The 22221-nt window shown below is 41.2% G+C and carries 26 protein-coding genes; 5 read left to right on the forward strand and 21 right to left on the reverse strand.

What is annotated here, in order from left to right:
- Window positions 1–75 precede the first annotated feature (75 nt).
- From D8785_RS01495 to dnaG, 5 genes are all read right to left on the reverse strand, one after another.
- A complete protein-coding gene (locus tag D8785_RS01495; RefSeq protein ID WP_125374239.1) occupies window positions 76–876 on the reverse strand; it encodes an ABC transporter ATP-binding protein in 801 nt (266 codons plus the stop codon).
- A 9-nt stretch (window positions 877–885) separates the two neighbouring features.
- Window positions 886–1593: an ABC transporter ATP-binding protein gene (locus tag D8785_RS01500; RefSeq protein ID WP_125374240.1), complete on the reverse strand. Its 708-nt coding sequence runs from the start codon at window positions 1591–1593 to the stop codon at window positions 886–888.
- Between the two features lie 156 nt (window positions 1594–1749).
- On the reverse strand, window positions 1750–2079 hold the full coding sequence (locus D8785_RS01505) for a metal-sulfur cluster assembly factor (protein ID WP_006596590.1): 330 nt from the start codon (window positions 2077–2079) through the stop codon (window positions 1750–1752).
- Window positions 2080–2325: 246 nt separating this feature from the next.
- Entirely contained in the window at window positions 2326–3438 is a 1113-nt protein-coding gene (gene rpoD, locus D8785_RS01510; protein WP_125374241.1) for an RNA polymerase sigma factor RpoD, read from the reverse strand.
- Between the two features lie 2 nt (window positions 3439–3440).
- Complete coding sequence (gene dnaG, locus D8785_RS01515; protein ID WP_125374242.1) at window positions 3441–5228, reverse strand: DNA primase; 1788 nt, start codon at window positions 5226–5228, stop codon at window positions 3441–3443.
- A 228-nt stretch (window positions 5229–5456) separates the two neighbouring features.
- On the opposite strand from dnaG, the gene mscL reads away from it, so the two are divergent.
- Window positions 5457–5837: a large conductance mechanosensitive channel protein MscL gene (gene mscL / locus D8785_RS01520; RefSeq protein WP_125374243.1), complete on the forward strand. Its 381-nt coding sequence runs from the start codon at window positions 5457–5459 to the stop codon at window positions 5835–5837.
- 103 nt (window positions 5838–5940) lie between these two features.
- Here the strand turns inward: mscL and rpsU are convergent, their stop codons facing one another.
- The 3 genes from rpsU to gla form a co-directional block, all read right to left on the reverse strand.
- Window positions 5941–6117, reverse strand: coding sequence for a 30S ribosomal protein S21 (gene rpsU, locus D8785_RS01525; RefSeq protein WP_000048054.1), 177 nt, complete (start codon window positions 6115–6117; stop codon window positions 5941–5943).
- Window positions 6118–6264: 147 nt separating this feature from the next.
- Window positions 6265–6576, reverse strand: a complete 312-nt coding sequence (locus D8785_RS01530; RefSeq protein ID WP_125374244.1) for a hypothetical protein — start codon at window positions 6574–6576, stop codon at window positions 6265–6267.
- Window positions 6577–6656: 80 nt separating this feature from the next.
- Window positions 6657–7526, reverse strand: a complete 870-nt coding sequence (gla, locus tag D8785_RS01535) for an aquaglyceroporin Gla (RefSeq protein ID WP_125374245.1) — start codon at window positions 7524–7526, stop codon at window positions 6657–6659.
- Window positions 7527–7730: 204 nt separating this feature from the next.
- Between gla and D8785_RS01540 the strand changes: the two genes are divergently transcribed.
- The gene (locus D8785_RS01540; RefSeq protein ID WP_125374246.1) at window positions 7731–8699 is read left to right on the forward strand and encodes an NAD(P)/FAD-dependent oxidoreductase; all 969 of its coding nucleotides are present in this window, start codon (window positions 7731–7733) and stop codon (window positions 8697–8699) included.
- A 42-nt stretch (window positions 8700–8741) separates the two neighbouring features.
- Here the strand turns inward: D8785_RS01540 and whiA are convergent, their stop codons facing one another.
- The 11 genes from whiA to cdaA form a co-directional block, all read right to left on the reverse strand.
- Window positions 8742–9662, reverse strand: coding sequence for a DNA-binding protein WhiA (gene whiA / locus D8785_RS01545; RefSeq protein ID WP_125374247.1), 921 nt, complete (start codon window positions 9660–9662; stop codon window positions 8742–8744).
- Window positions 9659–10636, reverse strand: a complete 978-nt coding sequence (locus D8785_RS01550) for a YvcK family protein (protein WP_123160112.1) — start codon at window positions 10634–10636, stop codon at window positions 9659–9661. Before D8785_RS01550 ends, whiA begins: the two co-directional genes overlap by 4 nt.
- A complete protein-coding gene (gene rapZ / locus D8785_RS01555; RefSeq protein ID WP_125374248.1) occupies window positions 10633–11529 on the reverse strand; it encodes an RNase adapter RapZ in 897 nt (298 codons plus the stop codon). The genes D8785_RS01550 and rapZ overlap by 4 nt, the downstream gene beginning before the upstream one ends.
- Before the next feature lie 111 nt (window positions 11530–11640).
- Complete coding sequence (locus tag D8785_RS01560; RefSeq protein ID WP_125374249.1) at window positions 11641–12018, reverse strand: RidA family protein; 378 nt, start codon at window positions 12016–12018, stop codon at window positions 11641–11643.
- A gap of 16 nt (window positions 12019–12034) precedes the next feature.
- Complete coding sequence (locus tag D8785_RS01565; protein WP_023022771.1) at window positions 12035–12196, reverse strand: hypothetical protein; 162 nt, start codon at window positions 12194–12196, stop codon at window positions 12035–12037.
- Window positions 12197–12219: 23 nt separating this feature from the next.
- A complete protein-coding gene (gene obgE / locus D8785_RS01570; protein WP_125374250.1) occupies window positions 12220–13533 on the reverse strand; it encodes a GTPase ObgE in 1314 nt (437 codons plus the stop codon).
- Between the two features lie 45 nt (window positions 13534–13578).
- On the reverse strand, window positions 13579–13710 hold the full coding sequence (locus D8785_RS01575; protein WP_006596603.1) for a DUF4044 domain-containing protein: 132 nt from the start codon (window positions 13708–13710) through the stop codon (window positions 13579–13581).
- Between the two features lie 14 nt (window positions 13711–13724).
- Window positions 13725–13997: a hypothetical protein gene (locus tag D8785_RS01580; RefSeq protein WP_125374251.1), complete on the reverse strand. Its 273-nt coding sequence runs from the start codon at window positions 13995–13997 to the stop codon at window positions 13725–13727.
- Window positions 13998–14080: 83 nt separating this feature from the next.
- Complete coding sequence (gene glmM / locus D8785_RS01585) at window positions 14081–15436, reverse strand: phosphoglucosamine mutase (RefSeq protein ID WP_125374252.1); 1356 nt, start codon at window positions 15434–15436, stop codon at window positions 14081–14083.
- Between the two features lie 27 nt (window positions 15437–15463).
- On the reverse strand, window positions 15464–16204 hold the full coding sequence (locus D8785_RS01590) for a CdaR family protein (RefSeq protein ID WP_125374253.1): 741 nt from the start codon (window positions 16202–16204) through the stop codon (window positions 15464–15466).
- Complete coding sequence (gene cdaA, locus D8785_RS01595; protein WP_125374254.1) at window positions 16201–17049, reverse strand: diadenylate cyclase CdaA; 849 nt, start codon at window positions 17047–17049, stop codon at window positions 16201–16203. The genes D8785_RS01590 and cdaA overlap by 4 nt, the downstream gene beginning before the upstream one ends.
- A gap of 181 nt (window positions 17050–17230) precedes the next feature.
- Here cdaA and murT point away from each other — a divergent pair, with 181 nt between their 5' ends.
- From murT to D8785_RS01610, 3 genes are read left to right on the forward strand one after another with little or no spacing between them, the layout of a single operon-like run.
- Window positions 17231–18571, forward strand: coding sequence for a lipid II isoglutaminyl synthase subunit MurT (murT, locus tag D8785_RS01600; RefSeq protein WP_023026640.1), 1341 nt, complete (start codon window positions 17231–17233; stop codon window positions 18569–18571).
- On the forward strand, window positions 18571–19359 hold the full coding sequence (gatD, locus tag D8785_RS01605) for a lipid II isoglutaminyl synthase subunit GatD (RefSeq protein WP_117744064.1): 789 nt from the start codon (window positions 18571–18573) through the stop codon (window positions 19357–19359). The genes murT and gatD overlap by 1 nt, the downstream gene beginning before the upstream one ends.
- 9 nt (window positions 19360–19368) lie before the next feature.
- Complete coding sequence (locus tag D8785_RS01610) at window positions 19369–19671, forward strand: LapA family protein (protein ID WP_117744063.1); 303 nt, start codon at window positions 19369–19371, stop codon at window positions 19669–19671.
- 84 nt (window positions 19672–19755) lie between these two features.
- On the opposite strand, the gene D8785_RS01615 is transcribed toward D8785_RS01610, so the two are convergent.
- The gene (locus D8785_RS01615; RefSeq protein WP_125374255.1) at window positions 19756–20934 is read right to left on the reverse strand and encodes an MFS transporter; all 1179 of its coding nucleotides are present in this window, start codon (window positions 20932–20934) and stop codon (window positions 19756–19758) included.
- A gap of 108 nt (window positions 20935–21042) precedes the next feature.
- Entirely contained in the window at window positions 21043–22221 is a 1179-nt protein-coding gene (locus tag D8785_RS01620) for an MFS transporter (RefSeq protein WP_125374256.1), read from the reverse strand.

A 22221-nucleotide genomic window follows, 5' to 3' on the forward strand; every position in this document is an offset into this window, starting at 1 on the left:
AAATGATATAGTCCAGTGTATCATTTTTTGGGTAAAATGGCAAAAGAAAAAGAGGAATTCCTTCCTCTTTCATTCTTATTGCAAGTTCAATTTGAATTTTGTTACATAATGAACGGTAAAGTACATCGCTACAATTTTCACTAGTTCATAGATATAAGCCGGAATAAAGTTAACAGCCAATACATCACTAAGGGTATCATAATAGCCACTTGACAGATATGAAAGGCTGGTTAACTCCACAGTAGGAAACATTCTTCCAATGATGCTAAGAACAACCCAAAGAATAAAACCAAAGACAAAGGCCATTACGACACGATGATTAATAAAGAGTTGGCCCAGTGAAATCGCACAATAGAGCATCAGAATCCCTGAAATGGTTGCTAACAATTGGAAAAACAAGGTTTGCCAAAACAGAGGGCCACCAATACGTTCAAGAAGTAAACCAAGCACCTCAAAGATATTCTGTTGTTGAGAAAGTCCAATTACACCTAGGAAAATAACCAAAGAAAGGACCAAGCTAATAAAACAGAAGATACTCCAAATCAAAGCAGATGTAGCTTTTGCAAGTAAAACGGTATGAGAGCCAGTTGGCAAAGTCCAGGTCAAATAACCTTCTCGACCAAAAATATTATTGTAAAAACGACGAATAATAATGATATAGTTGGTCAAGGTCAACCCAATGTAACCCGCAAAAATAACCAGAGCAACAATTCCCACAATCGTATAGGTTGTATCTGCTGTATAACTTGCTGCGCCAGTAATAACACTAGAAGCTAATAAACCAGCAAAAATAGCGAGAATAGCAAGCACACCCGAAATAATGAGATACCACTTATAGGTTGCTTTTATTTCATATTTCATTAATTTCCCAAACATAAGAACCTCCTAATACATTCTAAATTGTTCACGGAAGATCTCATCAATCGATTTACCGTATTGATTGCGAAGGACAGTTGTATTTTCATGCAATAGAATACGACCTTGATTGATAAAGAGTGCTTCATCCAAGACTTGTTCAACATCCGCAATTAAGTGAGTTGAAATCAATACGGATGAATTTGGACGACGATTTTGAATGATGGTTCTAAGGATGTAGTCACGCGCAGCAGGGTCCACTCCACCAATTGGTTCATCAAGAATGTACAAATCCGCTTCGCGGCTCATAACCAAAATTAATTGAACTTTTTCTTTATTCCCTTTAGAGAGTTGTTTCAATTTTTGCTCGGGATGTAAATGTAAATCATTTAGCAATTGATAAGCACGTTGCACATTGAAATCCTTGTAGAAGTCTTGGAAGAAACGAAGGGTTTCTGAAATCTTCATATTCTCATCCAAATAAGTTGTATCTGGTAAATAAGAAACGACTTGTTTGGTTTTTGCAGACGGTACTTGGCCATGGATGTAGACATTACCTGAAGTAGGTTGCAAGAGCCCATTCACTAATTTAATAATGGTGGTTTTCCCACTTCCGTTTGGTCCTAACAAACCAATGATACGACCCGGTTGAATATTGACACTCACATCATATAAGGCAATATGTTTACCATACACTTTTTGAACATGGTCTAAGTAGACCAAAGGGTACTGATTCATAATCTTCTCCTTAATTTAATAATGATTCTATTATAACCTTACTAAGAAGTGATTGCAAGATATAATCGGAAAAGAAAATCGAATATTCGTACTATTTGATAATCAAATCATCTATCCAAAAAAAGGAGAAACATCCGTCCCTCCTTTAAAGTAATCTTATTTGATTCCTAAAGCAATCCGCGCATAGCGGCTCATCTTTTCAACCGTCCAAGCTGGATACCAGACCAATTTTACATCTACCTTAGTCACTTCTTCCATTCCTGTTAAGGCATCATAAATCTGATCCGTCAGCAAGTCTGCCAATGGACAACCCATAGTGGTTAGGGTCATATCGATTTCTGTTTCACCAGTTTCACCATCAAACCGAATTTCGTAGACCAAACCAAGGTTGACAATATCAATACCTAATTCCGGATCGATAACCTGCTCTAGATTTTCAAGAATACGGTTTTTAATTTGTTCGATTTCTTCAGTCGTATAACTCATTCTTCACTCCTTCATCCTTGGGTTCATCCCTAAGAAGAATTTCTTTGTTTACGGGAACCCCAATATTAAGGGTACTCTATAAAAGACCGCCCGAACCTGGGTCGCTTTTTTATGTCTAGGCGACCGTTAAAAATGTCAACTGGGCATTCCTCGCTTCCGAATTTCTCGGCTCGGGTTAAAAAGGTCCACTGAATCTGGCCACTCTCTTGTTTTTGGGTGGCCGTTAAAAAGATCCACAGGATCTTTTTAATCCTCTATAAAATCACGCAATGGTTTGCTTCTGCTTGGGTGGCGCAGTTTGCGGAGGGCTTTGGCTTCGATCTGACGGATCCGTTCACGGGTCACGTTAAAGACTTTCCCAACATCTTCCAAGGTCCGCATTTTACCATCATCCAAACCAAAACGTAAACGAAGGACATTTTCTTCCCGGTCGGTAAGAGTATCAAGGACTTCATCCAATTGTTCGCGTAGTACCATACGAGTGGTGTAATCTACTGGATTTTCAATCACTTCGTCTTCGATAAAATCTCCCAAATGGCTATCGTCCTCTTCCCCAATTGGTGTTTCAAGAGAAACAGGTTCTTGGGCAATCTTCAAGATTTCGCGCACCTTATCAGGTGTCATATCCATGCGTTCCGCAATTTGTTCTGGTGTAGGATCTTGTCCCAATTCTTGCAAGAGGTTGCGTTGTTCACGAACCAACTTGTTAATAGTTTCTACCATGTGGACAGGAATACGAATGGTACGAGCCTGGTCTGCAATGGCACGGGTGATAGCCTGACGAATCCACCAAGTCGCATAAGTAGAGAACTTGAATCCTTTGGTATAGTCAAACTTATCAACGGCCTTCATCAAGCCCATGTTTCCTTCTTGGATCAAATCCAAGAATTGCATCCCACGACCAACATAGCGCTTCGCAATAGAAACAACCAAACGAAGGTTGGCTTCTGCCAAACGTTGCTTAGCTTCCAAATCTCCTTGTTCCACCAAGATAGCCAATTCTTGCTCTTCTTCATTGGTCAAAAGAGGAACGACCCCAATTTCCTTCAAGTACATCCGTACTGGGTCATTGACTTTAGCAGAGTTGCTTCCAAGCAATTCCTCATCTGTCAACTCTGGTTCTTCTTCTTCGTTGTTCAGGACACGCGCACTTGGATTTCCTTCTTTATCAGTGATGGAAATCCCAGCATCTTGAATCCGTTGCAACAAATCATCAATTCCATTGGCATCCAAAGTAAAAGGAATGACCAATTGATCATTGATTTCATCATCTGTTGCAGTACCACTTTTCTTATGACTACGAATAAACTCTGCAATTTGGACATCTAAAGTTGTGATATCTTTTTGTTCTTTCGCCATTCCTACTCCATTCTTCTTTTTTGAGCGATTAGTCGCTCGAGTTCCAATAAAGCCTGATCTGCATCTCCACTGTGAGACGCTTCTCGAACTTTTTTCCCTATTTGTTGACTTTCTTTACGGAGAAGCTCACGTTTTCTCGTTTCTTCCACTTCTTCCAGCTCATTCTCCGCTATTTCATCCGGTAAATTTTCTTCTAACATCAGATACCAGGCTCGTTGGACTTCCTCTGTCTGCTCTGACAAATCCTGCGATGTCACTTCTCCATTTTTGCAAAGAAGTTGGTACAAGGTTTGCAAGGCAGGGGTATCAAATGAAAAATCTGTCCGAAGACGATATTCATTCAAAACATAAGGAAAAGCGTTCATCCGATGAAGAAGATGATTCTCAGCCCGAACCAGGCGAGGCAACTGCTTCTGTACAATAGTTGGACTAGCAACTGGAGCCTGTGTATGGATTGGCCCTTGATCCTGACGCTGACTCCGCATCTGAAGACGACTAGCATTAACCGTTTGTTCCACCTGCAAATAATCAAAATCAACTAAGAGGTCGGCTAATTTATAAATGTAGGTGTTTTGTGCCGTTACAGAAGGTGTCTGAGCAATTAAAGGAGCCATTTTCTCAACAAATTCAATCTGCGCCTGCAAATTTTCAATATTGTCTGGCTTCCAATAATCCATGAGAAATTCTACGCGGCTAAGACGTGTTTTTTCCAATAAGTCTGCTAAAGCTTGCGGTGAATTCTTTTTGAGATACTCATCAGGGTCCATCTGATCAGGAATTTGGACAACCTCTACCTCCTGTTTTTCCAGAACCTCTATAGCCTTTGCTGTCGCTAGCTTTCCCGCTTTATCTCCATCATAAGCCAAAATCACTTTTTTGGTAAATTTGCTGAGATGGGCCACATGTTCCTGCGTGAGAGCTGTCCCCATGGAAGCAACCGCATTCTCAATCCCAGCCCGGTAGGCTGCGATGACATCCATGAATCCTTCCATCAGGTAAAGTTCATGGTTCTTCTTCGCAACCTGCTTGGCCTTATCCAAATGGTACAACTCATAACTCTTATTAAAGAGGAGCGTACTACGGCTATTCTTATATTTCCCCTGAGGCTTTGTCCCTTCAGCTTGTTCACGCCAAAGTCGACCAGAAAAAGCAATGACTCGGCCAGTATCGTCCGATAAGGGAAACATGATGCGATCTTGAAAAGCATCATACATAGTCCCCATATCACTAATATGAAAGAGACCCGACTCGGCCATAATGTTTTCTGAAAACTTTCCAGAAACACTCTGATACAGATAATTCCCTTCTGCTGGTGCTAGTCCAATTTGAAAATGCCGAAGCACCTCATCATCAAGACCACGATCATAAAGGTATTGCCGAGCAGCCTCTCCCATCTTTGTCGTCATCAGGATCGCATGATAGAATTTGGCAGCCTCTTGATGAATCTCATAAAAGGGTTGTTTTCCATCTGCTTGCTGTGCCCTGGACTGAGATGGAGCAAGAGCTTGCACCTGAATGCCTACCTGATCTCCAACAATTTGAACAGCTTCCATGAAGGAGACACCACGATAGTCTTCGATAAACTTAAAAACATCGCCTGATTTGCCACAACCAAAACAATGATAGAACTGTTTATCCTCGACTACATTAAAAGAAGGCGTCTTTTCACCATGAAAAGGACAGAGACCTAAAAAGTTTCGTCCTGCCTTTGTCAATTGAACGACTTCTCCGATTACATCTACAATATTCACACTGTTTTTAATTTCTGAAATCAGTTGTTTGTCAACCATAAACAGTGCCTCCATTTTACCATAGAATATCATTAACTATTTTAAACTAATTTTTGTCAATTGTAAATCATTCAGATTGATTTTCACCCTATTTTTCTATAGTTTTGAAAGCCTCTATTTTTCTTAAATCAACTTTTTAAAAAAATTTGAGCATATTTATTGAATACGAAAAAATTTTCAGTTATACTATGCTCTGTAAAATTTATTATGAAAGGACATATTTAGGATATGTTAAAAGAATTGAAAGCTTTTCTCCTTCGTGGGAACGTTGTTGACCTTGCTGTTGCAGTTATTATCGGAGCTGCATTTGGAGCTATCGTTACATCATTTGTAAACGACATCATCACTCCACTTATTTTGAACCCAGCTTTGAAAGCTGCTGGTGTTGAAAAAATTGCTGAATTGACATGGAATGGTGTTGCTTACGGTAGCTTCTTGAGCGCTGTTATCAACTTCCTTGTTATCGGTACTGTTCTTTTCTTCGTAGTGAAAGCTGCTGAAAAAGCTCAAAACCTTGGTAAAAAGGAAGAAGCTACTGAAGAAGAAGTTGCTGCTCCTACTCAAGAAGAGTTGCTTGCTGAAATCCGCGACTTGCTTGCAAACAAATAATTAAACAAAAAGACCCGATCTTCTAATTTGAAGGTCGGCTTTTTTTGTCTTCGATTTTTCTAGAGAAAACAAAAAACAGACCGAAGTCTGTTCTTGTATTCAATTAGAATTTTTTACGTTTACGAGCTGCTTCTGATTTACGTTTACGTTTTACAGAAGGTTTTTCATAGAATTCACGTTTGCGTGTTTCTTGAAGAGTACCAGCTTTAGTAACCGCGCGTTTGAAACGACGAAGAGCATCGTCAAGAGATTCATTCTTACGTACTACTGTTTTTGACATGTTTTTCACTCCCTTCAAGTTCAAGATCTATTCTATTCTACACGGAATTCTATAGATTGTCAAGAAAAAGTTAAAGGAATTCATCTCTTGTCACTAGCTAAACGTTTATCAAATCTGTTCGAGGATTCATTCTTTTCTGAACTCCTGTCATTCATAACGATCATAAAGGTTTGATACTACTTGTTCAAATGCTTCTAATTCCTCCCAATAATCCATTGGGAGATTACTAATTTTACTAAGGTCATTCTCATCAAAATGATAGACCAGATGACGCAAAATTTGAGTTTCTATCCAGCGCAAATCCCTTAGTTGCTCGATATTAACTGATTCCAATCCTACTAGATACTGACAAAGAGCAGCAAGTGACTCCGAATGAAACACTTTCTTCTCATGCAAGTAGTATAGAAAACTAAAATGATCAGCTCTTCGATTATCTTTGATTAAATTCTTTTCTTTCATCCCTACTCCCTTTATAAAAACTTTTTACTTAACGAAAGATAAAAACACTTTCCGTAATGTCTACGAAAAGTGTTCTGGTCTTACTTATAAAGGAAGCTAAAGAGGGCAATGGCAACGATTGCAGCCAAGATTGGTGCTACAACTGGTACCCAAGCGTACCACCATTTTGAATCTCCCTTGTGTTCACCTAAGACAGATTTTGGAAGGAAGGCGTGAACCAAACGTGGACCAAGGTCACGTGCAGGGTTCAAACCAGGTCCTGTAGGACCACCAAGTGATGTCACCAAAGCCATAACGAGGAATCCAAGTGCCAAGTGAGCAATTCCTAGACCAGGAGCATGTGCTTGTGACAAAGCCAATTTTGCAGCTGTTGAAGAAGCATCAAAAATCCCTCCTTGCTCAGTCGCTGCTCTTTGAGCTAGACCAGCAACCTCAGCACCGAAGAAGTGTTTTGTCAAGCCAAGGGCTCCAAAGAAAAGGACGAATGATCCTGCAAACTCGTTGATAAAACCATTGATAGTTGCTGCTTTACGTGATTCAGGAGTTCCTTTATCCAAGCTAGAAATCGTTGAGAAAGTTCCCAAGATATTGTTTGGATTTTCAGTTTGAAGGTAATATGGACGGTGAGTCGCAACGACAACCAATTGTCCAAACATGGCTCCAAGAACTTGAGCAACGATGTAGTATAAAACATTTTCCCAAGGGAAGAGGCCACTAACTGCAAGTCCAATCGTAAAAGCAGGGTTGATATGGTTTCCTGATACATTACCAAACATCAAGGCTGGCATCATAACACCTATTCCATATCCAATTGCAATCACGAGCCATCCACTTTGATGCCCTTTGGTCCCCTTCAATTCAACGTTTGCAACGGCACCATTTCCTAAAATAATCAATAAAGCTGTTGCAATAAATTCGGTCGCAACTTTAACCCAAAAATCAAATTGCATTTTTGAATAATCTCCTTATAAAAAAATAATAATAATTTATTCTATCAGAATATCGAACACTTGTAAATAAACCGAACATTATTTTTAAAAAATATATCTCAATCTCCTGATTCATCCTTTTTAATCCTTGTACTCTCCTCCACTTTCTATTTAACTCCGAATTATGATACAATAGGATTAGTTACACATCACAAAGGAGATACCATGTCTGAAATCTATGACATTACCATTATCGGCGGTGGCCCTGTAGGGCTCTTTGCTGCCTTCTATGGCCATCTGCGTCAAGTAAAAGTGAAATTGATTGATTCCCTCCCTCAACTAGGTGGTCAACCTGCTATTCTCTATCCTGAGAAACGTATCCTAGATGTCCCTGGTTTTACCAACCTAACAGGGGAAGAATTGTCCAATCGGTTGATCGGTCAATTAAAAACATTCGAGACTGACATTTGTTTGAATGAAACTGTTTTGGACATTCATAAAAACGAGGAGCACTTCCTAATTGAAACCAATAAAGGCCAACATTTCAGTCGTGCTGTCATTATTGCTATGGGTGGCGGTGCCTTCAAACCCCGTCCATTAGAAGTGGATGGGGCTGAAGAATTTGAGAACGTCCACTACCATGTTTCAAATATCCAACAATATGCTGGCAAACAAGTTGCTATTCTAGGTGGAGGAGATTCGGCTGTCGATTGGGCCCTGGCCTTTGAAAAAATCGCACCTACAACTCTGGTCCATCGTCGTGATAATTTCCGAGCTCTCGAACATAGCGTTGAGGAATTAAAGGCTTCTTCTGTTTCTATTCAAACTCCTTATGTTCCTAGTCGCTTAATCGGAGAAAATGGCCGTGCCAGCCACCTGGAAATCACCAAGGTCAAATCAGATGAAACCCAATTACTCCCTATCGATGAACTCTTTGTCAACTACGGCTTCAAATCGTCAGTCGGCAAATTAAAAGAATGGGGCTTGGATCTCCAACGTCATAAAATCCTCGTGAACCGCAAACAGGAGACCAGTCGTGAAGGAATCTATGCTTGTGGCGACTGTTGCTTCTATGATGGGAAAATTGATTTAATTGCAACCGGCTTAGGCGAAGCCCCTACAGCAGTGAATAACGCCATTAATTACATTTATCCAGATAAGAAAGTTCAACCAGTTCACTCGACTAGCTTATAAGAAAAATCCTTTGAATCTTTTGATTCAAAGGATTTTTTTTGCTTACAAATTATCCAATTCTTCTGCAATCTTATTGATTCTACGCAAGCGATGATTGACGCCACTCTTGGTCAAGGGCGTTTTTAAGGCATCCGCAATTTGTTGGATAGAGTAGTCGGGATTCTGAATTCGAACATAAGCAACTTCCTGAAGTTCGACAGGAAGACCACCTAATCCAATAGTATCCATGATTTTGACGATATTGTTGATGGTCTTCATACTAGCTGTGACCGTCCGCGCGATATTGGCCATTTCAGCATTGTTGGCTCGATTAAGATCATTGCGCGCCTCTCGCATGACCTTGACAGACTCAAATTCTTCCAAGGCCTGCTTCGCTTCTACCAAGATGAGGAAATCAATAATATCCTCAGCCCGCTGCAAATAGGTTACAACTCCTTTTTTGCGTTCTATGGTCTTGGCATCTAACAAAAAGTGTTGCATCAGGCTGGCCAAATCCTGGCCATGGTCAGAATAAACAGAGCTAATTTCTAATTGATAGCGTCCTGATTCCGGATCCTTGATAGTCCCACTTGCTAAGAAAGCTCCCCTCAGATAAGCTCGACTCGCTTCATCTTCTTCTAAGATTCTTGGGTCAATGCCAGTCTCAATACCAAAGAAAGAATCAGCCAAATGCAAGTCTGCAAGAATCTCTTCGACTTTTTCATCAATAGAAACAGTATAGACGCGATTCTTTTTCAAATTGGTTTTTTGGTGGTGACGAATGTCCGATTTGACCTGATAAAACTCTACAATTAATTCATAGATATGGCGGGCAATCTTAGCATTCTCCGTTGTCAAAGACAAACTTAAGCCCCCCATACTCAAGCCCAAACTACCTGACATCTTAATCAGAGCAGATAACTCACTTTTCTCAAAGCGGTGAAGGGTCAAGAGCTCTTCTTTTACTTTAATGGTAAAACTCATTTAATCACCTGTACCATTTGCATCAGTTCATCCACAACAGCTTCTCCATCATGGAAGGCTCCGCCATTTTCCAAACGAAGGAAATTGGTTGAAATAACTCGGGGCACTTGAGCTTTTAAACCTGCAAAATCGTGTTCTACTTGAACCAGATATTCATCAAATCGATTCGTGTTCATATATTCTTGAGGTACTTTTTCAATATTGACCAAAACAGTATCAATAAAAGGCTTCTTCAAGTGTTTATGAAGGACAGATACATGGTCACTGTCAGTAAAGTGTTCTGTCTCTCCCCGTTGGGTCATGATGTTGCAGACATAAGCCACCTCAGCTTTTGTCTCAAGCAAGGCTTGTCCAATTTCTTCAATCACCAGATTAGGAAGGATTGATGTAAAGAGAGAACCAGGCCCTAAAATAACCATATCACTTTCTAAAATCGCATCTACTACTTTTCGACTCGCTTTCGGCGTCTCATCATTATAGGTATTGGTGACATAGACATAATCAATCATGCCCTCATGATGGGCGATTTCACTCTCTCCAGCGACCTCTGACCCATCCATAAAGACGGCATGAAGGGTCAACGGTGTATCGCTGGAAGGATAGATTTTTCCTGTCGTATGGAAAAATTTAGTAAGCAATTGCATGGCATTATAGGTTGAGCCTTGCATTTCAGAAATCCCGGCAATAATCAAATTCCCTAGAGGATGACCAGCTAGTGGCCCATCGTCTTCCGCAAAACGATATTGAAAGACTTTTTCATAAAAGCGAGGCATGTCAGACATGGCTACTAGAACATTTCGCAAGTCGCCTGGCGGTGTCAATTGATGAATATTTTTTCGGAGTTCTCCAGAGCTACCACCATCATCCGCCACTGTCACAATGGCTGTAATTTCAACATCCTTTTTCCGTAAGCTATTCAAGATGACGGAAATCCCTGTACCTCCCCCGATGACGGTCATTTTTGGTTTTCTCATGAACGATTCACCGTTTCTTTCCGTCGGTCTTTGTCGCGATGACTCATATTAACTGTCCAATCTTTAGCTAAATCACGTCCGAGCCGTGCCGCAAAGGCGACTGAACGGTGTTGACCTCCTGTACATCCCATAGCAATAGTCAAGACAGACTTCCCTTCTCGTTTGTATGCTGGCAAGATGGGAGCAATCAACTCGTAAAGATGACGATAAAACTCCTCTGATTCTTTGTGATCCATGACATAGTTATAGACATCATCATCTAGCCCTGTTTGGTTCCGTAGCTCTGGTTGGTAGTAAGGATTAGGTAGGAAACGAACATCAAAGACCAAGTCCGCATCTAAAGGCAGACCATACTTAAAGCCAAAGGACATGACTTCAATCCGAAACTCAGGCTGGCTATCTTGTCTGGAAAATTGTTCAGCAATCACTTTACGAAGATTACGGGGAGTTAATTCCGTCGTATCAATGACATTTTGACTCATGTTTTTAAGCGGAGCCAAAAGTTCACGTTCTAGAGTAATCCCATCCAAGACACGCCCATCAGCAGCCAGTGGATGACTACGACGGGTTTCTTTGTAGCGAGCAACCAATTCACTATCGGTCGCATCCAAAAAGAGAATTTTAAAATCAATGCCTTTGTGATTCTCTAATTCATCCAAAATGGAGCGAATTTCTGCAAAGAAAGACCGGCTTCGCATATCCACTACGAGAGCCAACTTGTTATTGTCCATCGAGTGTTGAATCAGCTCAATAAACTTCGGCAAGAGAGCTGGTGGCATATTGTCGATGGTGAAATAGCCCATATCTTCAAAGGACTGAATGGCTACGGTCTTTCCTGCTCCACTCATTCCTGTTACAATGACCAGTTGAATTGTATTTTCTTTATCTGTCATCCTAATCACCTTTTCCTTACAAAAAAGGAGGAGGGCATCTCTTTCCAGTTGGTCAGTCGATGGCTCTCACTCCAGCATTCTTTTTACCCGAATGCATCCCTTCTTTTGAGACTAAACTTCTGCAATCACTTCGATTTCGATTTTGACATCGCGTGGCAAGCGAGCCACTTCTACTGCAGAACGTGCTGGAAATTCACCTGAAAATGCTGTCTTGTATACTTCGTTAAAAGGTACAAAATCATTCATATCACTTAAAAAGCAGGTGGTTTTCACTACGTGATCAAAGTCCGTTCCAGCTTCTTCAAGGATAGCAGCAATATTTTTCAAGACTTGTTGGGTTTGTTCTTGAATGGTTTCACCAACAATTTCACCTGTTTCTGGTGAAAGGGGAACTTGCCCACTTGCAAATAAGAGATTGCCCACTATTTTTCCTTGAACATAGGGACCAATTGCTGCTGGGGCTTTGTCTGTGTGAATTGTTTTTGCCATTTTATTCTCCTCATTCCTAATTTTCACTGGATGCTGCTAGCTTTTCCCGTTCTAACCGTAACTTACGATTGGGATTCAACTTATTAAAGAGTTCTTCCAATTTTTCTGCATTCCAAACGTCTGCAGCAGAGACAAAATTTCCGTCTTTATCACGAAAGGATATAGGTTTATCTCCCATCTTCTTCTCCTCTTTAGCTCTAACTAGTCAACAAATTCAAATTCAAATTTACCGATTCGAACGATATCGCCGTCTTTAGCACCACGTGCTCGAAGGGCTTCATCGACACCCATTCCACGCAATTGGCGCGCAAATTTCATGACAGACTCATCCCGATCAAAATTGGTCATATTGAAGAGTTTTTCTAACTTATCACCAGACAAGATCCAAGAAGCATCATCATCTCGATTGATTTCGAAGGCTGGTTGATCCTCGTCAAAGCCATAGTAGACTTCTTCTTGCGCCATATCTTCTTCTGAATACAAGAGGAATTCTGGTGTTTTATCTAACAAGTCTGCTGTTGCTTCCAACAAATTGTCCAAGCCTTGATGTGCCAAACTAGAGATTGGGAAGATCTGTGGCAATTCATCAAACTCGTCGTAATTGGCAGCCAGTTTTTTCTTGAACTCTTTCAAGTTTTCTTGGCTCTCTGGCATATCCATTTTATTAGCGACAATAATCTGTGGTCGCTCCATCAAGCGAAGATTGTAGGTTTCAAGCTCCTTGTTGATTTGAACGTAATCTTCATAAGGATCTCGTCCTTCACTCGCTGACATATCGATGACATGCAAGATAACACGGGTGCGCTCGATGTGGCGAAGGAATTGGGTACCCAGACCGACACCTTGGCTAGCCCCTTCGATCAATCCAGGGAGGTCTGCGACTGCAAAGGACTCACCTGACGGCGTCCGAACCATGCCCAAATTTGGAACAATCGTTGTAAAATGATAAGCCCCAATTTTTGGCTTAGCTGAAGTAATCACACTAAGAAGTGTTGATTTCCCTACTGATGGGAAGCCAACCAAACCAACGTCTGCTAAGACCTTGAGTTCTAATTCGAGTTCACGTTCCTGACCTGGTTCCCCATTTTCTGAAATCTCAGGTGCTGGATTTTTAGGAGTTGCAAAACGGATGTTTCCGCGTCCTCCACGTCCGCCATGGGCTACAATATACTCCTGTCCATTTTCAACCAAGTCGGTAATGACCTTACCAGTCTCAGCGTCTCGTACAGTTGTCCCTTGCGGTACTCGCACATAGAGGTCTTCTGCTCCCCGTCCGTGCATCCCTTTGGTCATCCCCTTCTCGCCATTTTGAGCTTTAAAATGCCGGTTATAGCGGAAGTCCATCAGCGTGCGCAAGCCTTCGTCTACAACGAAGATGACATCGCCTCCGCGTCCACCATCACCTCCCCAAGGACCGCCATTGGGAACATACTTTTCACGGCGAAAGGCCACCATGCCATCACCGCCATTTCCAGCCTTGACCTTAATCTTGGCTGTATCTAAAAACATACTCATAGTTTATCGTTTTCCTTTTATAACCAAGTATTGCTTGGTAGTCCCTTAATAGGATAGTGCACCCAAAGCTGCAGCAAAGATTGCTCCAACTGTTACAATCAACATAATCACAATGACTAGCATAGTCAATTTTTCAAAAAAAGTTTTTTTGCGTTTTCCGTTATCTCCAAAAGCCACGTTTTTTACCTCAATTACAATAAATTCATTAGCCCTATTTTACCACGAAAAAGGGCATTTTTCAAACATCCACCCTCTAGAAGAAAAGGAGTTATTGTATAGATTAAATATCCTACATCCAGGTTTGTTAAAAACGCTTTTTCATGTGTCAAATAAAAAAGACTGGAAAATTCCAGCCTTTTAAAAACAACTATAATCAAGGTTAATTCTTTAGGCAAAGCCAACATCTGGGTGTTTCCTGCTTGAATGGCTTGAACAAAAGTAATTGTAAAGAGGACAGTTGCCATAAGGTCTAGGGGCCTCATCACTAAACGTAAATATTTTCAGCCAACTTTTTAAGCTCTATTTTAGAAAGTTTACTTCTATTGTTTTAATCTTCAAGACCAATTTCATCTTTGACTACAGCAGCAATAGTATCCACATAGTAATCCACTTCTTCATCAGTCGGAGCTTCTGCCATGACACGAAGAAGTGGTTCAGTACCACTTGGACGCACTAAGATACGGCCATTCCCAGCCATCTCAGCTTCCATTTTTTCAATAATTGCGCGAATGGCCGGAACTTCCATCGCCTTATCTTTCATGCTATTTTCAACACGGATATTGACCAATTTTTGAGGATAAATGGTCACTTCTGATGCAAGGTCTGATAAAGTACGACCAGTTTCTTGCATAATCTTAGTCAATTGAACAGCACTCATCTGACCATCTCCAGTGGTATTGTAGTCCATGACGATCACGTGACCAGATTGCTCTCCACCAAGATTGTATCCAGACTTCCGCATCTCTTCAACTACATAGCGGTCTCCTACAGCAGTCACAACCTTATTAATACCTTTGGCATCCAAGGCTTTATGGAATCCAAGATTGGACATGACCGTCGTTACGATGGTATTATCTTTTAAGAGGCCCTTCTCAGAAAGGTAAGTCCCAATGATGTACATGATTTTATCACCATCAACTAGGTCCCCATTTTCATCAACTGCAATCAAACGATCACTATCACCATCAAAAGCCAAACCAATAGCCGCACCAGATTCTCGAACAGCTTTTTGCAAAGCCTCAGGATGGGTAGATCCTACTTGGTCATTGATATTGAGACCATTTGGGCTTTCTCCAATAACTGTTAACCGTGCTCCTAAGTCAGCAAAGACTTGGCGGGCACTTGTAGATGCTGAACCATTCGCAGCATCCAGAGCCACGTGCATCCCTTCCAGCTGGGTTCCAGTTGAAACCAAGTATTCTTGATACTTTCGAAGTCCTTCAGGATAGTCCATTACCGTTCCAAGACCTTCTGCACTAGGACGAGGAAGAGTATCAGACTCTGCATCCAATAAGGCTTCAATCTCTAATTCACGGTCATCGTCTAATTTATAGCCGTCATTCCCAAAGAATTTAATCCCATTGTCTAAGGCTGGATTATGACTGGCTGAAATCATGACCCCAGCACTTGCACCTTCAGAACGAACCAAATAAGCTACACCTGGTGTCGCAATAACACCGAGTTTATAAACTTTAATCCCTACAGATAAGAGACCTGCTACGAGAGCACTTTCTAACATTTCACCAGAAATACGGGTATCTCGTCCTACGAAAACAAGCGGAGTTTCTTTTTCATGTTGGCTGAGAACGTAACCTCCGTATCGACCGAGCTTAAAGGCCAACTCTGGTGTCAATTCGACGTTTGCTTCTCCACGGACTCCGTCCGTTCCAAAATATTTACCCATTATGATAATCCTTTCGATGATTCTTTATTAATTGCTATTATTTGATGAGGAACTGGATGAAGAAGAGCTAGAACTTGTCTGTTTCAACTCAACCTTCATGTATAGTTCTGACGGAGAGATAATGACTGGCAAATCATTTCCCTCACTATCTACCGCCTTCATTGATACGGTTGCCGTGTAGGTATTGCTTAAAAGATCTCCTTCAGGAAAGATGGCTTCCACATGATCAATTTTATCTAAAGTATCTTGGTCGCTTGTTACAGATACTTCGTCTTCAGAGAATGTAACATGCGAGAGGTTCCACCCTGGAGCAATTTGTTTATCCGGTATCGTGACGGAAACATCAAACTTTTTCGTCATTTTCTTACCAATTTTTGCAGTTACTTTCTGAGGTTCGATAGTTGCAGTCAATCCTGAAGGTAGGTCTTCGACCTTTAAAGTGATTTCATGCGTGCCTTCTTTCAGATCGCTTAAATCGGCTACCACTTTAAATTTACGAGTACTAGCCTGCATTTCGGATGCTAAAGCAACACGGTTAGACCCTTTAAGAAAGACGGTCACTTCTGAACTAATCCCACTGACAAAATATTTACTTTCATTGTACTTTACGTCAATTGGAATATTGGTCAAGGTATTCGTGTAAGTTTCAGAACTCACTTGACGCGCACTACTGTTATTCTGAAAGTTAACAGAGGTTGCATTGATGAACAAGAGACTTGAGAAAAAGACAGAGGTCACAATATAGATTATTTTTCTTTTTGGAATCATTTGATGCGTCCTCCAAAAATTCTTGATTTCAAATCTTTCTTCTCTTGATCTTCCGGAATAATGAAGGTACGCAATTCTTGTTCGAATTCTTCGATACTGAGGTCGTGTCTAAAACTTCCATTTCTCGTAATAGAGATACCACCCGTTTCTTCCGAAATAACAAAGGTGAAGGCATCACTTACCTCTGACAAGCCGATTGCTGCCCGGTGCCGCGTACCGAACTCTTTTGAAATTCCCGTGCTTTCTGTTAAGGGAAGATAAGCACAAGATACTGCAATTTTATCATTAGTGACAATCACTGCGCCATCGTGAAGCGGGGTATTGGGGATAAAAATATTAATCAGAAGTTCACCCGAAACATCTGCATCGAGGGGAATACCAGTAGAAATATATTCTTGAAGAGTTCTACTCCCTTGAATAGCAACCAAGGCACCTATCTTCCTAGGGCTCATATAAGCAACGGCTTTTACATAGGATTGAACCAATTTTTCTTCTGTACTAATCTGGTTGGTTGAGAAAAATTCAGTTGCTCGACCTAATCGTTCTAATCCCGTCCGAATTTCCGGAGAGAAAATCACTACCGCAGCAATGACCCCGTAGGTGATGATTTGGTTGATCAACCAAGAAATAGTCGTCAGACCAATCATATTGGCAACTAACTCAAATAAGAAAAAGGTCAAAACACCACGGACTAAAATCATAATTTTAGTGCCGACAATGGCTTTTATAAAATAATACAATAACCAGGCTACCAGGGCAATGTCAATAAGGTTGACAACCACACTCCAGGGAGTGGGAAATAAACTGGCCCAATACTGGGGATTTGACAATTGTTGGATATTCACAATCTCATACCTACCACTTCTCTTCTAGGCTTTTCGCGCAACTAACAATTGTGGATGCTTACTAGCAACAGTAAGGATTCTAGAAAAAAGATAGCGCGTTCAAACTACTCTACATCATTATATCATGTTTCAACAGATTTTTCTGTAACCTTCTATTGGTTTTTGTGATAAAATATGAATTATGAAGATTAAGACTAGTATGGGGCTTATTGCCGGAAAAATGAGTAGTCACCTCTTGCGTATGCTTGGACGTGGCTCTACCCTTCCTGGAAAAATCGCCCTTCAAATCGATAAAGACATTTTACAACACCTGGCCCAGAACTACGAAATTGTGGTTGTCACTGGTACGAATGGGAAAACACTGACAACAGCTCTCACTGTTGGAATTCTTCAGGAGGCTTTCGGACCTATCGTGACCAATCCTAGTGGAGCCAATATGATTTCAGGGATTACGACTACTTTCTTGAACGCAAAGGGTTCTTCTGGTCGTCCTATCGCTGTTCTTGAAATCGATGAAGCCAGCCTATCTCGAATTTGTGACTACATCACTCCGACCTTGTTTGTAATAACCAATATTTTCCGGGATCAAATGGACCGCTATGGGGAAATTTACACAACTTATCGGATGATTTTGGACGGGATTAAAAAAGCGCCACAGGCGACTGTTCTGATGAATGGGGATAGTCCTCTTTTCCATACCCTTCCCCTACCAAATACCGTTCAATATTTTGGCTTTGATACAGAAAAAACTGCTCCCAAGTTGGCCCATTACAATACGGAAGGAATTGTCTGTCCAGAATGTCATGGCATTTTGACCTACCAGTTGAATACCTATGCGAATCTAGGGGATTACCTCTGTGAAAACTGTGGCTTCCACCGTCCTCCTTTGACAGTCGCTGTCGATGAATTGACCGAGTTAACCAATACTTCTTCTCACTTCAAGATTAACGGCACAAATTACCACATCAATATCGGGGGCCTCTATAATATTTATAATGCCCTTGCTGCAGTTGCTGTTGCCCATTATTTTGAAGTAAGTCCAGACGTCATTAAGCGTGGTTTCGACAAGAGTAAGGCTGTCTTTGGTCGTCAAGAAACCTTTAAGATTGGGGACAAGGAATGTACCTTGGTCCTGATCAAAAATCCAGTCGGTGCGACGCAGGCTATTGAAATGATCAAGCTAGCACCTTATCCATTCAGCTTGTCCGTGCTTCTCAATGCCAACTATGCTGACGGGATCGACACCAGCTGGATCTGGGATGCGGACTTTGAACAAATCACTCAAATGGACATTCCAGAGATCAATGCTGGAGGGGTGCGCCACTCTGAAATTGCTCGGCGACTTCGGGTTACAGGCTATCCTGCTGAAAAGATTACAGAAATAGCTGAATTAAAAGAGGTCTTCCAACGCATCCAGCAACAGGAAACCCCTCACGCCTATATTTTAGCCACCTATACGGCCATGCTAGAATTCCGTGAACTTCTAGCTCAAGAACACCTGATTGGAAAGGAGATGAATTAATGACCTACACTTCACTACAATCCCCTGATCAGGAAACCTACCAATTCGAATTGAGAATCGCCCATCTTTATGGGAATCTGATGAATACCTATGGGGACAATGGAAATATCCTCATGCTCAAGTACGTTGCTGAGAAGCTTGGTGCTCGTGTCACTGTGGATATCGTTTCTCTCAAAGACCGCTTTGATCCAGAAGTCTACGATATTGCCTTTTTTGGTGGAGGCCAAGACTACGAACAGACCATTGTATCAGAAGATCTGCCAGATAAAAAAGAAGATCTCGAACGCTTTATTCACGACGATGGTGTAGTCCTTGCTATCTGTGGTGGCTTTCAGCTTCTAGGCCAGTACTACATTGAAGCTTCTGGTAAACGCATTGAAGGTCTTGGTATTATGGGGCATTACACTCTCAACCAAGAAAACAACCGCTATATTGGCGATATCAAGATCCATAACGAAGAGTTCAATGAAACCTACTATGGCTTTGAAAATCACCAGGGTCGGACCTTCTTGGCAGAGGATGAAAAACCGCTGGGCAAGGTCGTCTATGGAAATGGGAACAACAAGAAAGATGGGTGCGAAGGCGTTCATTACAAAAACGTCTTTGGTAGCTACTTCCACGGCCCTATCCTCTCTCGTAACGCCAATTTAGCCTATCGCTTGGTGACAACCGCTCTAAAGAAAAAATATGGGCAAGACATCGACCTAGCGACTTACAATGATATCTTAAGCCTTGAAAAAGCAGAAGAATACGCTGATGTGAAAAGCAAGGCTGAATTAGAAGAATAAGGAGACAAAATGAATAAACGAAAACTACAATATGTTGCACTACTGATTTCTGTACTGCTCATTGCAATTATTTCCTTGGCCAATATGCAAACGGTGACTGTGAACTTTTTGCTGGTCCAATTTAAACTCCCTCTCATCATTTTGATTCTGGTCTGTGTCCTTCTCGGTTCGCTGGTGACTTTCTTAGTCAGCCTTCCAAAAAATTTCTCATTAAAACATGAATTAAAATCTGCGAAAAAACAACTAGAACAAAAGATGTCGGGTGAAAAAGAAGAAAAAATCGAACAAATCGAAAACAAAAGCACCGATTGATTTTTTAGCATCGCTTCGGTTGTTTTCTGTAAAACAGTTTGTCTAGATCAAAAAAGCACCAGTCGGTGCTTTTTTCATACTGATCTAATGACTTTTTGATGGTAGATGCTTTGCTACGAGTTGGGCTAGGAAGGAAAAGAGAATGACGCCAGCGCCAATCAGGAGAAAGGATTCTACTCGGACACTTGGCAAGCAGGTCATCAAACCTTTGGCGATGGGCATAAAGAGAATGGCCAAGGTAAAAATAGTGCTTAAGACCCTGCCCAGATAGTCTCCTTCCACCTTGGTTTGCACTTGGGTAAAAAAGTGAATATTAAAAATCGTCATAAAGAGTTCACAGACTAAATTTCCAGAAAAGGAAATAAGAGGAGGAAGAGGCAAGCCCATCATGAATACTCCTACTCCTGTTAAGATCAATAAGAAGAGAAGCATCTCCATGCTTGATTTAAATTTATTAGCGATCAAGGCTCCGATGATGGAGCCAATAGCCCCCAAAGTTAAGATGGTCGCATAAGCCCCCTTGACTCCGTAAAGTCGATTGGAAAAGGGAAGCAAAAACTCAAAAGCTGCAAAAAAGAAATTGACGCTGGAAGCCACCAATAAGAGAAAGAAAATTTCTTTCTGCTGCCAGATGTAGTGCAATCCATCCTTGATATCAGAAAAAATATCCTTTGCCATAAACCGTTTCTTTTTTTGAACCTTGGCTTCTTCTTTCGGAAGGAATGCCACCAGAATAAAGGCGATGAAAAAGGTCAGTGCATCCAGTAAGAGGGTCGCGTGGAGACTGGCAAATTGTAAAACAAGAAAAGAGAAGACAGGTGAACTAACACCGACAACCTGTAAGACCAACTCCAAGTGGGCATTATAGGTCACAATCTCATCTTTTTCCACAACTTCTGTGATAATGGCTTTATTGGCAGTTCTAGAAAAAGCGAAGGCAATGGCCTGGACAATATTTGCAACAATCAGGGCTGCAATCATCCAACGATCGTTTCTGATAAAAGAAATGCCCAAACAAAGAAGGCCACAAACCATGTCGGTCGTCATCAAAATCTTGCGACGGGAAAAACGGTCCGAGATCACGCCTCCAAATGGATTAACTAGAATGGAGGTCACAAGTTCAGAAATCTGATAAATCCCCAATACTGTCTTTCCTACCGTCCCCATCGAGGCCAGCCAGACACTATTCCCATAATCATAGAGCATATTTCCCATTCTATTGATCGCACCACGAGTAATTAATTGGACTGCATGTCGCTTCATAAAAAACCTCCTTCATTTTCTGAAACTATTGTATCAGTTCATGAAAGAGGTTTTCATTTTGTCCCTTATTTGGGAAAAATAATAGATTGCAATTTTATAAAAGGATACCTACTGTTCTTTTGATTGAAACTGCTTAGCTACTAGCTGAGCAAAGAGTGAAAAGAGAATAACTCCAGCTCCAATCAGGAGAAAGGATTCTACTTGGACACTTGGTAACCAAGTCATCAAACCTTTGGCTATGGGCATAAAAAGAACAGCCAAAGTATAAATCGTGCTCAAGACTCTCCCCAGATAATCATCTTCCACCTTGGTTTGCACTTGACTAAAAACGTGGATGTCGAAAATGGTCACAAAAAATTCACAGACCAGATTTCCCGAAAAGGAAAAATAAGTCGGAAGAGGCAAGCCCATCATGAACACTCCGACCCCCGCCATAATCAGTAAAAACAGGAGAATTTTCATACTTGATGCAATTTTATTGGCAACAAGTGCTCCTAGAATAGACCCAATTGCACCCAGTGTTAAAATAGTCGCATAAGCCCCCTTGACTCCGTAAAGTCGATTCGAAAAGGGAAGTAAAAACTCAAAAGCTGCAAAAAAGAAATTAACGCCGGAAGCCACCAAGAGGAGAAAGAAGATGTCTTTCTGATGCCAGATATAGTCTAACCCCTCCTTGATATCAGAAAAAATATCTTTCACCGTAAACTGTTTCTTTTCTTGAACCTTATCTTCTTCTTTCGGAAGGAATGCCACTAGGACAAAGGCAATGAAAAAGGTCAGCGCATCTAGTAAGAGGGTCGCATGGAGACTGGCAAATTGTAGAACTAGGAAAGAAAAGACAGGTGAACTGACACTAACAACCTGTAAGACCAACTCCAAGTGCGCATTGTAGGTTACAATCTCTTCTTTCTCTACCACCTCTGTAATAATGGCTTTATTGGCAGGTCGAGAAAAACCAAAGGCAATGACCTGAACAATATTGGCAAAAATCAGTGCCGCAATCATCCAACGATCATTTCTGATAAAAGAAATCGCCAAACAAAGGAGTCCACAAACCAAGTCGGTCGTCATCAAAATCTTGCGACGAGAAAAACGGTCTGAAATCACTCCTCCAAAAGGATTCACGAGAATCCCTGTCACTAACTCAGAAATCTGATAGATTCCTAATACCGTCTTTCCTATAGTCCCCATTGAGGCCAGCCAGACACTATTCCCATAATCATAAAGCATATTTCCAATTTTGTTAATCGCTCCACGACTAATTAATTGGACCGCATGTCGATTCAT

The organism is Streptococcus australis (assembly GCF_003943615.1).
Taxonomy (GTDB): domain Bacteria; phylum Bacillota; class Bacilli; order Lactobacillales; family Streptococcaceae; genus Streptococcus; species Streptococcus australis_C.

Coding starts and splice junctions, on each gene's coding strand:
- D8785_RS01565 (WP_023022771.1), bottom strand. CDS start 12,196: ATGGGAGATAAACCTATATCCTTTCGTGATAAAGACGGAAATTTTGTC.
- dnaG (WP_125374242.1), bottom strand. CDS start 5,228: ATGGTTGACAAACAACTGATTTCAGAAATTAAAAACAGTGTGAATATT.
- murT (WP_023026640.1), top strand. CDS start 17,231: ATGAAGATTAAGACTAGTATGGGGCTTATTGCCGGAAAAATGAGTAGT.
- rapZ (WP_125374248.1), bottom strand. CDS start 11,529: ATGACAGATAAAGAAAATACAATTCAACTGGTCATTGTAACAGGAATG.
- rpsU (WP_000048054.1), bottom strand. CDS start 6,117: ATGTCAAAAACAGTAGTACGTAAGAATGAATCTCTTGACGATGCTCTT.
- whiA (WP_125374247.1), bottom strand. CDS start 9,662: ATGAGTTTTACCATTAAAGTAAAAGAAGAGCTCTTGACCCTTCACCGC.
- gatD (WP_117744064.1), top strand. CDS start 18,571: ATGACCTACACTTCACTACAATCCCCTGATCAGGAAACCTACCAATTC.
- D8785_RS01620 (WP_125374256.1), bottom strand. CDS start 22,221: ATGAATCGACATGCGGTCCAATTAATTAGTCGTGGAGCGATTAACAAA.
- D8785_RS01500 (WP_125374240.1), bottom strand. CDS start 1,593: ATGAATCAGTACCCTTTGGTCTACTTAGACCATGTTCAAAAAGTGTAT.
- mscL (WP_125374243.1), top strand. CDS start 5,457: ATGTTAAAAGAATTGAAAGCTTTTCTCCTTCGTGGGAACGTTGTTGAC.
- D8785_RS01530 (WP_125374244.1), bottom strand. CDS start 6,576: ATGAAAGAAAAGAATTTAATCAAAGATAATCGAAGAGCTGATCATTTT.
- D8785_RS01615 (WP_125374255.1), bottom strand. CDS start 20,934: ATGAAGCGACATGCAGTCCAATTAATTACTCGTGGTGCGATCAATAGA.
- glmM (WP_125374252.1), bottom strand. CDS start 15,436: ATGGGTAAATATTTTGGAACGGACGGAGTCCGTGGAGAAGCAAACGTC.
- D8785_RS01590 (WP_125374253.1), bottom strand. CDS start 16,204: ATGATTCCAAAAAGAAAAATAATCTATATTGTGACCTCTGTCTTTTTC.
- D8785_RS01550 (WP_123160112.1), bottom strand. CDS start 10,636: ATGAGAAAACCAAAAATGACCGTCATCGGGGGAGGTACAGGGATTTCC.
- D8785_RS01505 (WP_006596590.1), bottom strand. CDS start 2,079: ATGAGTTATACGACTGAAGAAATCGAACAAATTAAAAACCGTATTCTT.
- obgE (WP_125374250.1), bottom strand. CDS start 13,533: ATGAGTATGTTTTTAGATACAGCCAAGATTAAGGTCAAGGCTGGAAAT.
- rpoD (WP_125374241.1), bottom strand. CDS start 3,438: ATGGCGAAAGAACAAAAAGATATCACAACTTTAGATGTCCAAATTGCA.
- D8785_RS01495 (WP_125374239.1), bottom strand. CDS start 876: ATGTTTGGGAAATTAATGAAATATGAAATAAAAGCAACCTATAAGTGG.
- gla (WP_125374245.1), bottom strand. CDS start 7,526: ATGCAATTTGATTTTTGGGTTAAAGTTGCGACCGAATTTATTGCAACA.
- D8785_RS01610 (WP_117744063.1), top strand. CDS start 19,369: ATGAATAAACGAAAACTACAATATGTTGCACTACTGATTTCTGTACTG.
- D8785_RS01540 (WP_125374246.1), top strand. CDS start 7,731: ATGTCTGAAATCTATGACATTACCATTATCGGCGGTGGCCCTGTAGGG.
- D8785_RS01560 (WP_125374249.1), bottom strand. CDS start 12,018: ATGGCAAAAACAATTCACACAGACAAAGCCCCAGCAGCAATTGGTCCC.
- D8785_RS01580 (WP_125374251.1), bottom strand. CDS start 13,997: ATGGCAACTGTCCTCTTTACAATTACTTTTGTTCAAGCCATTCAAGCA.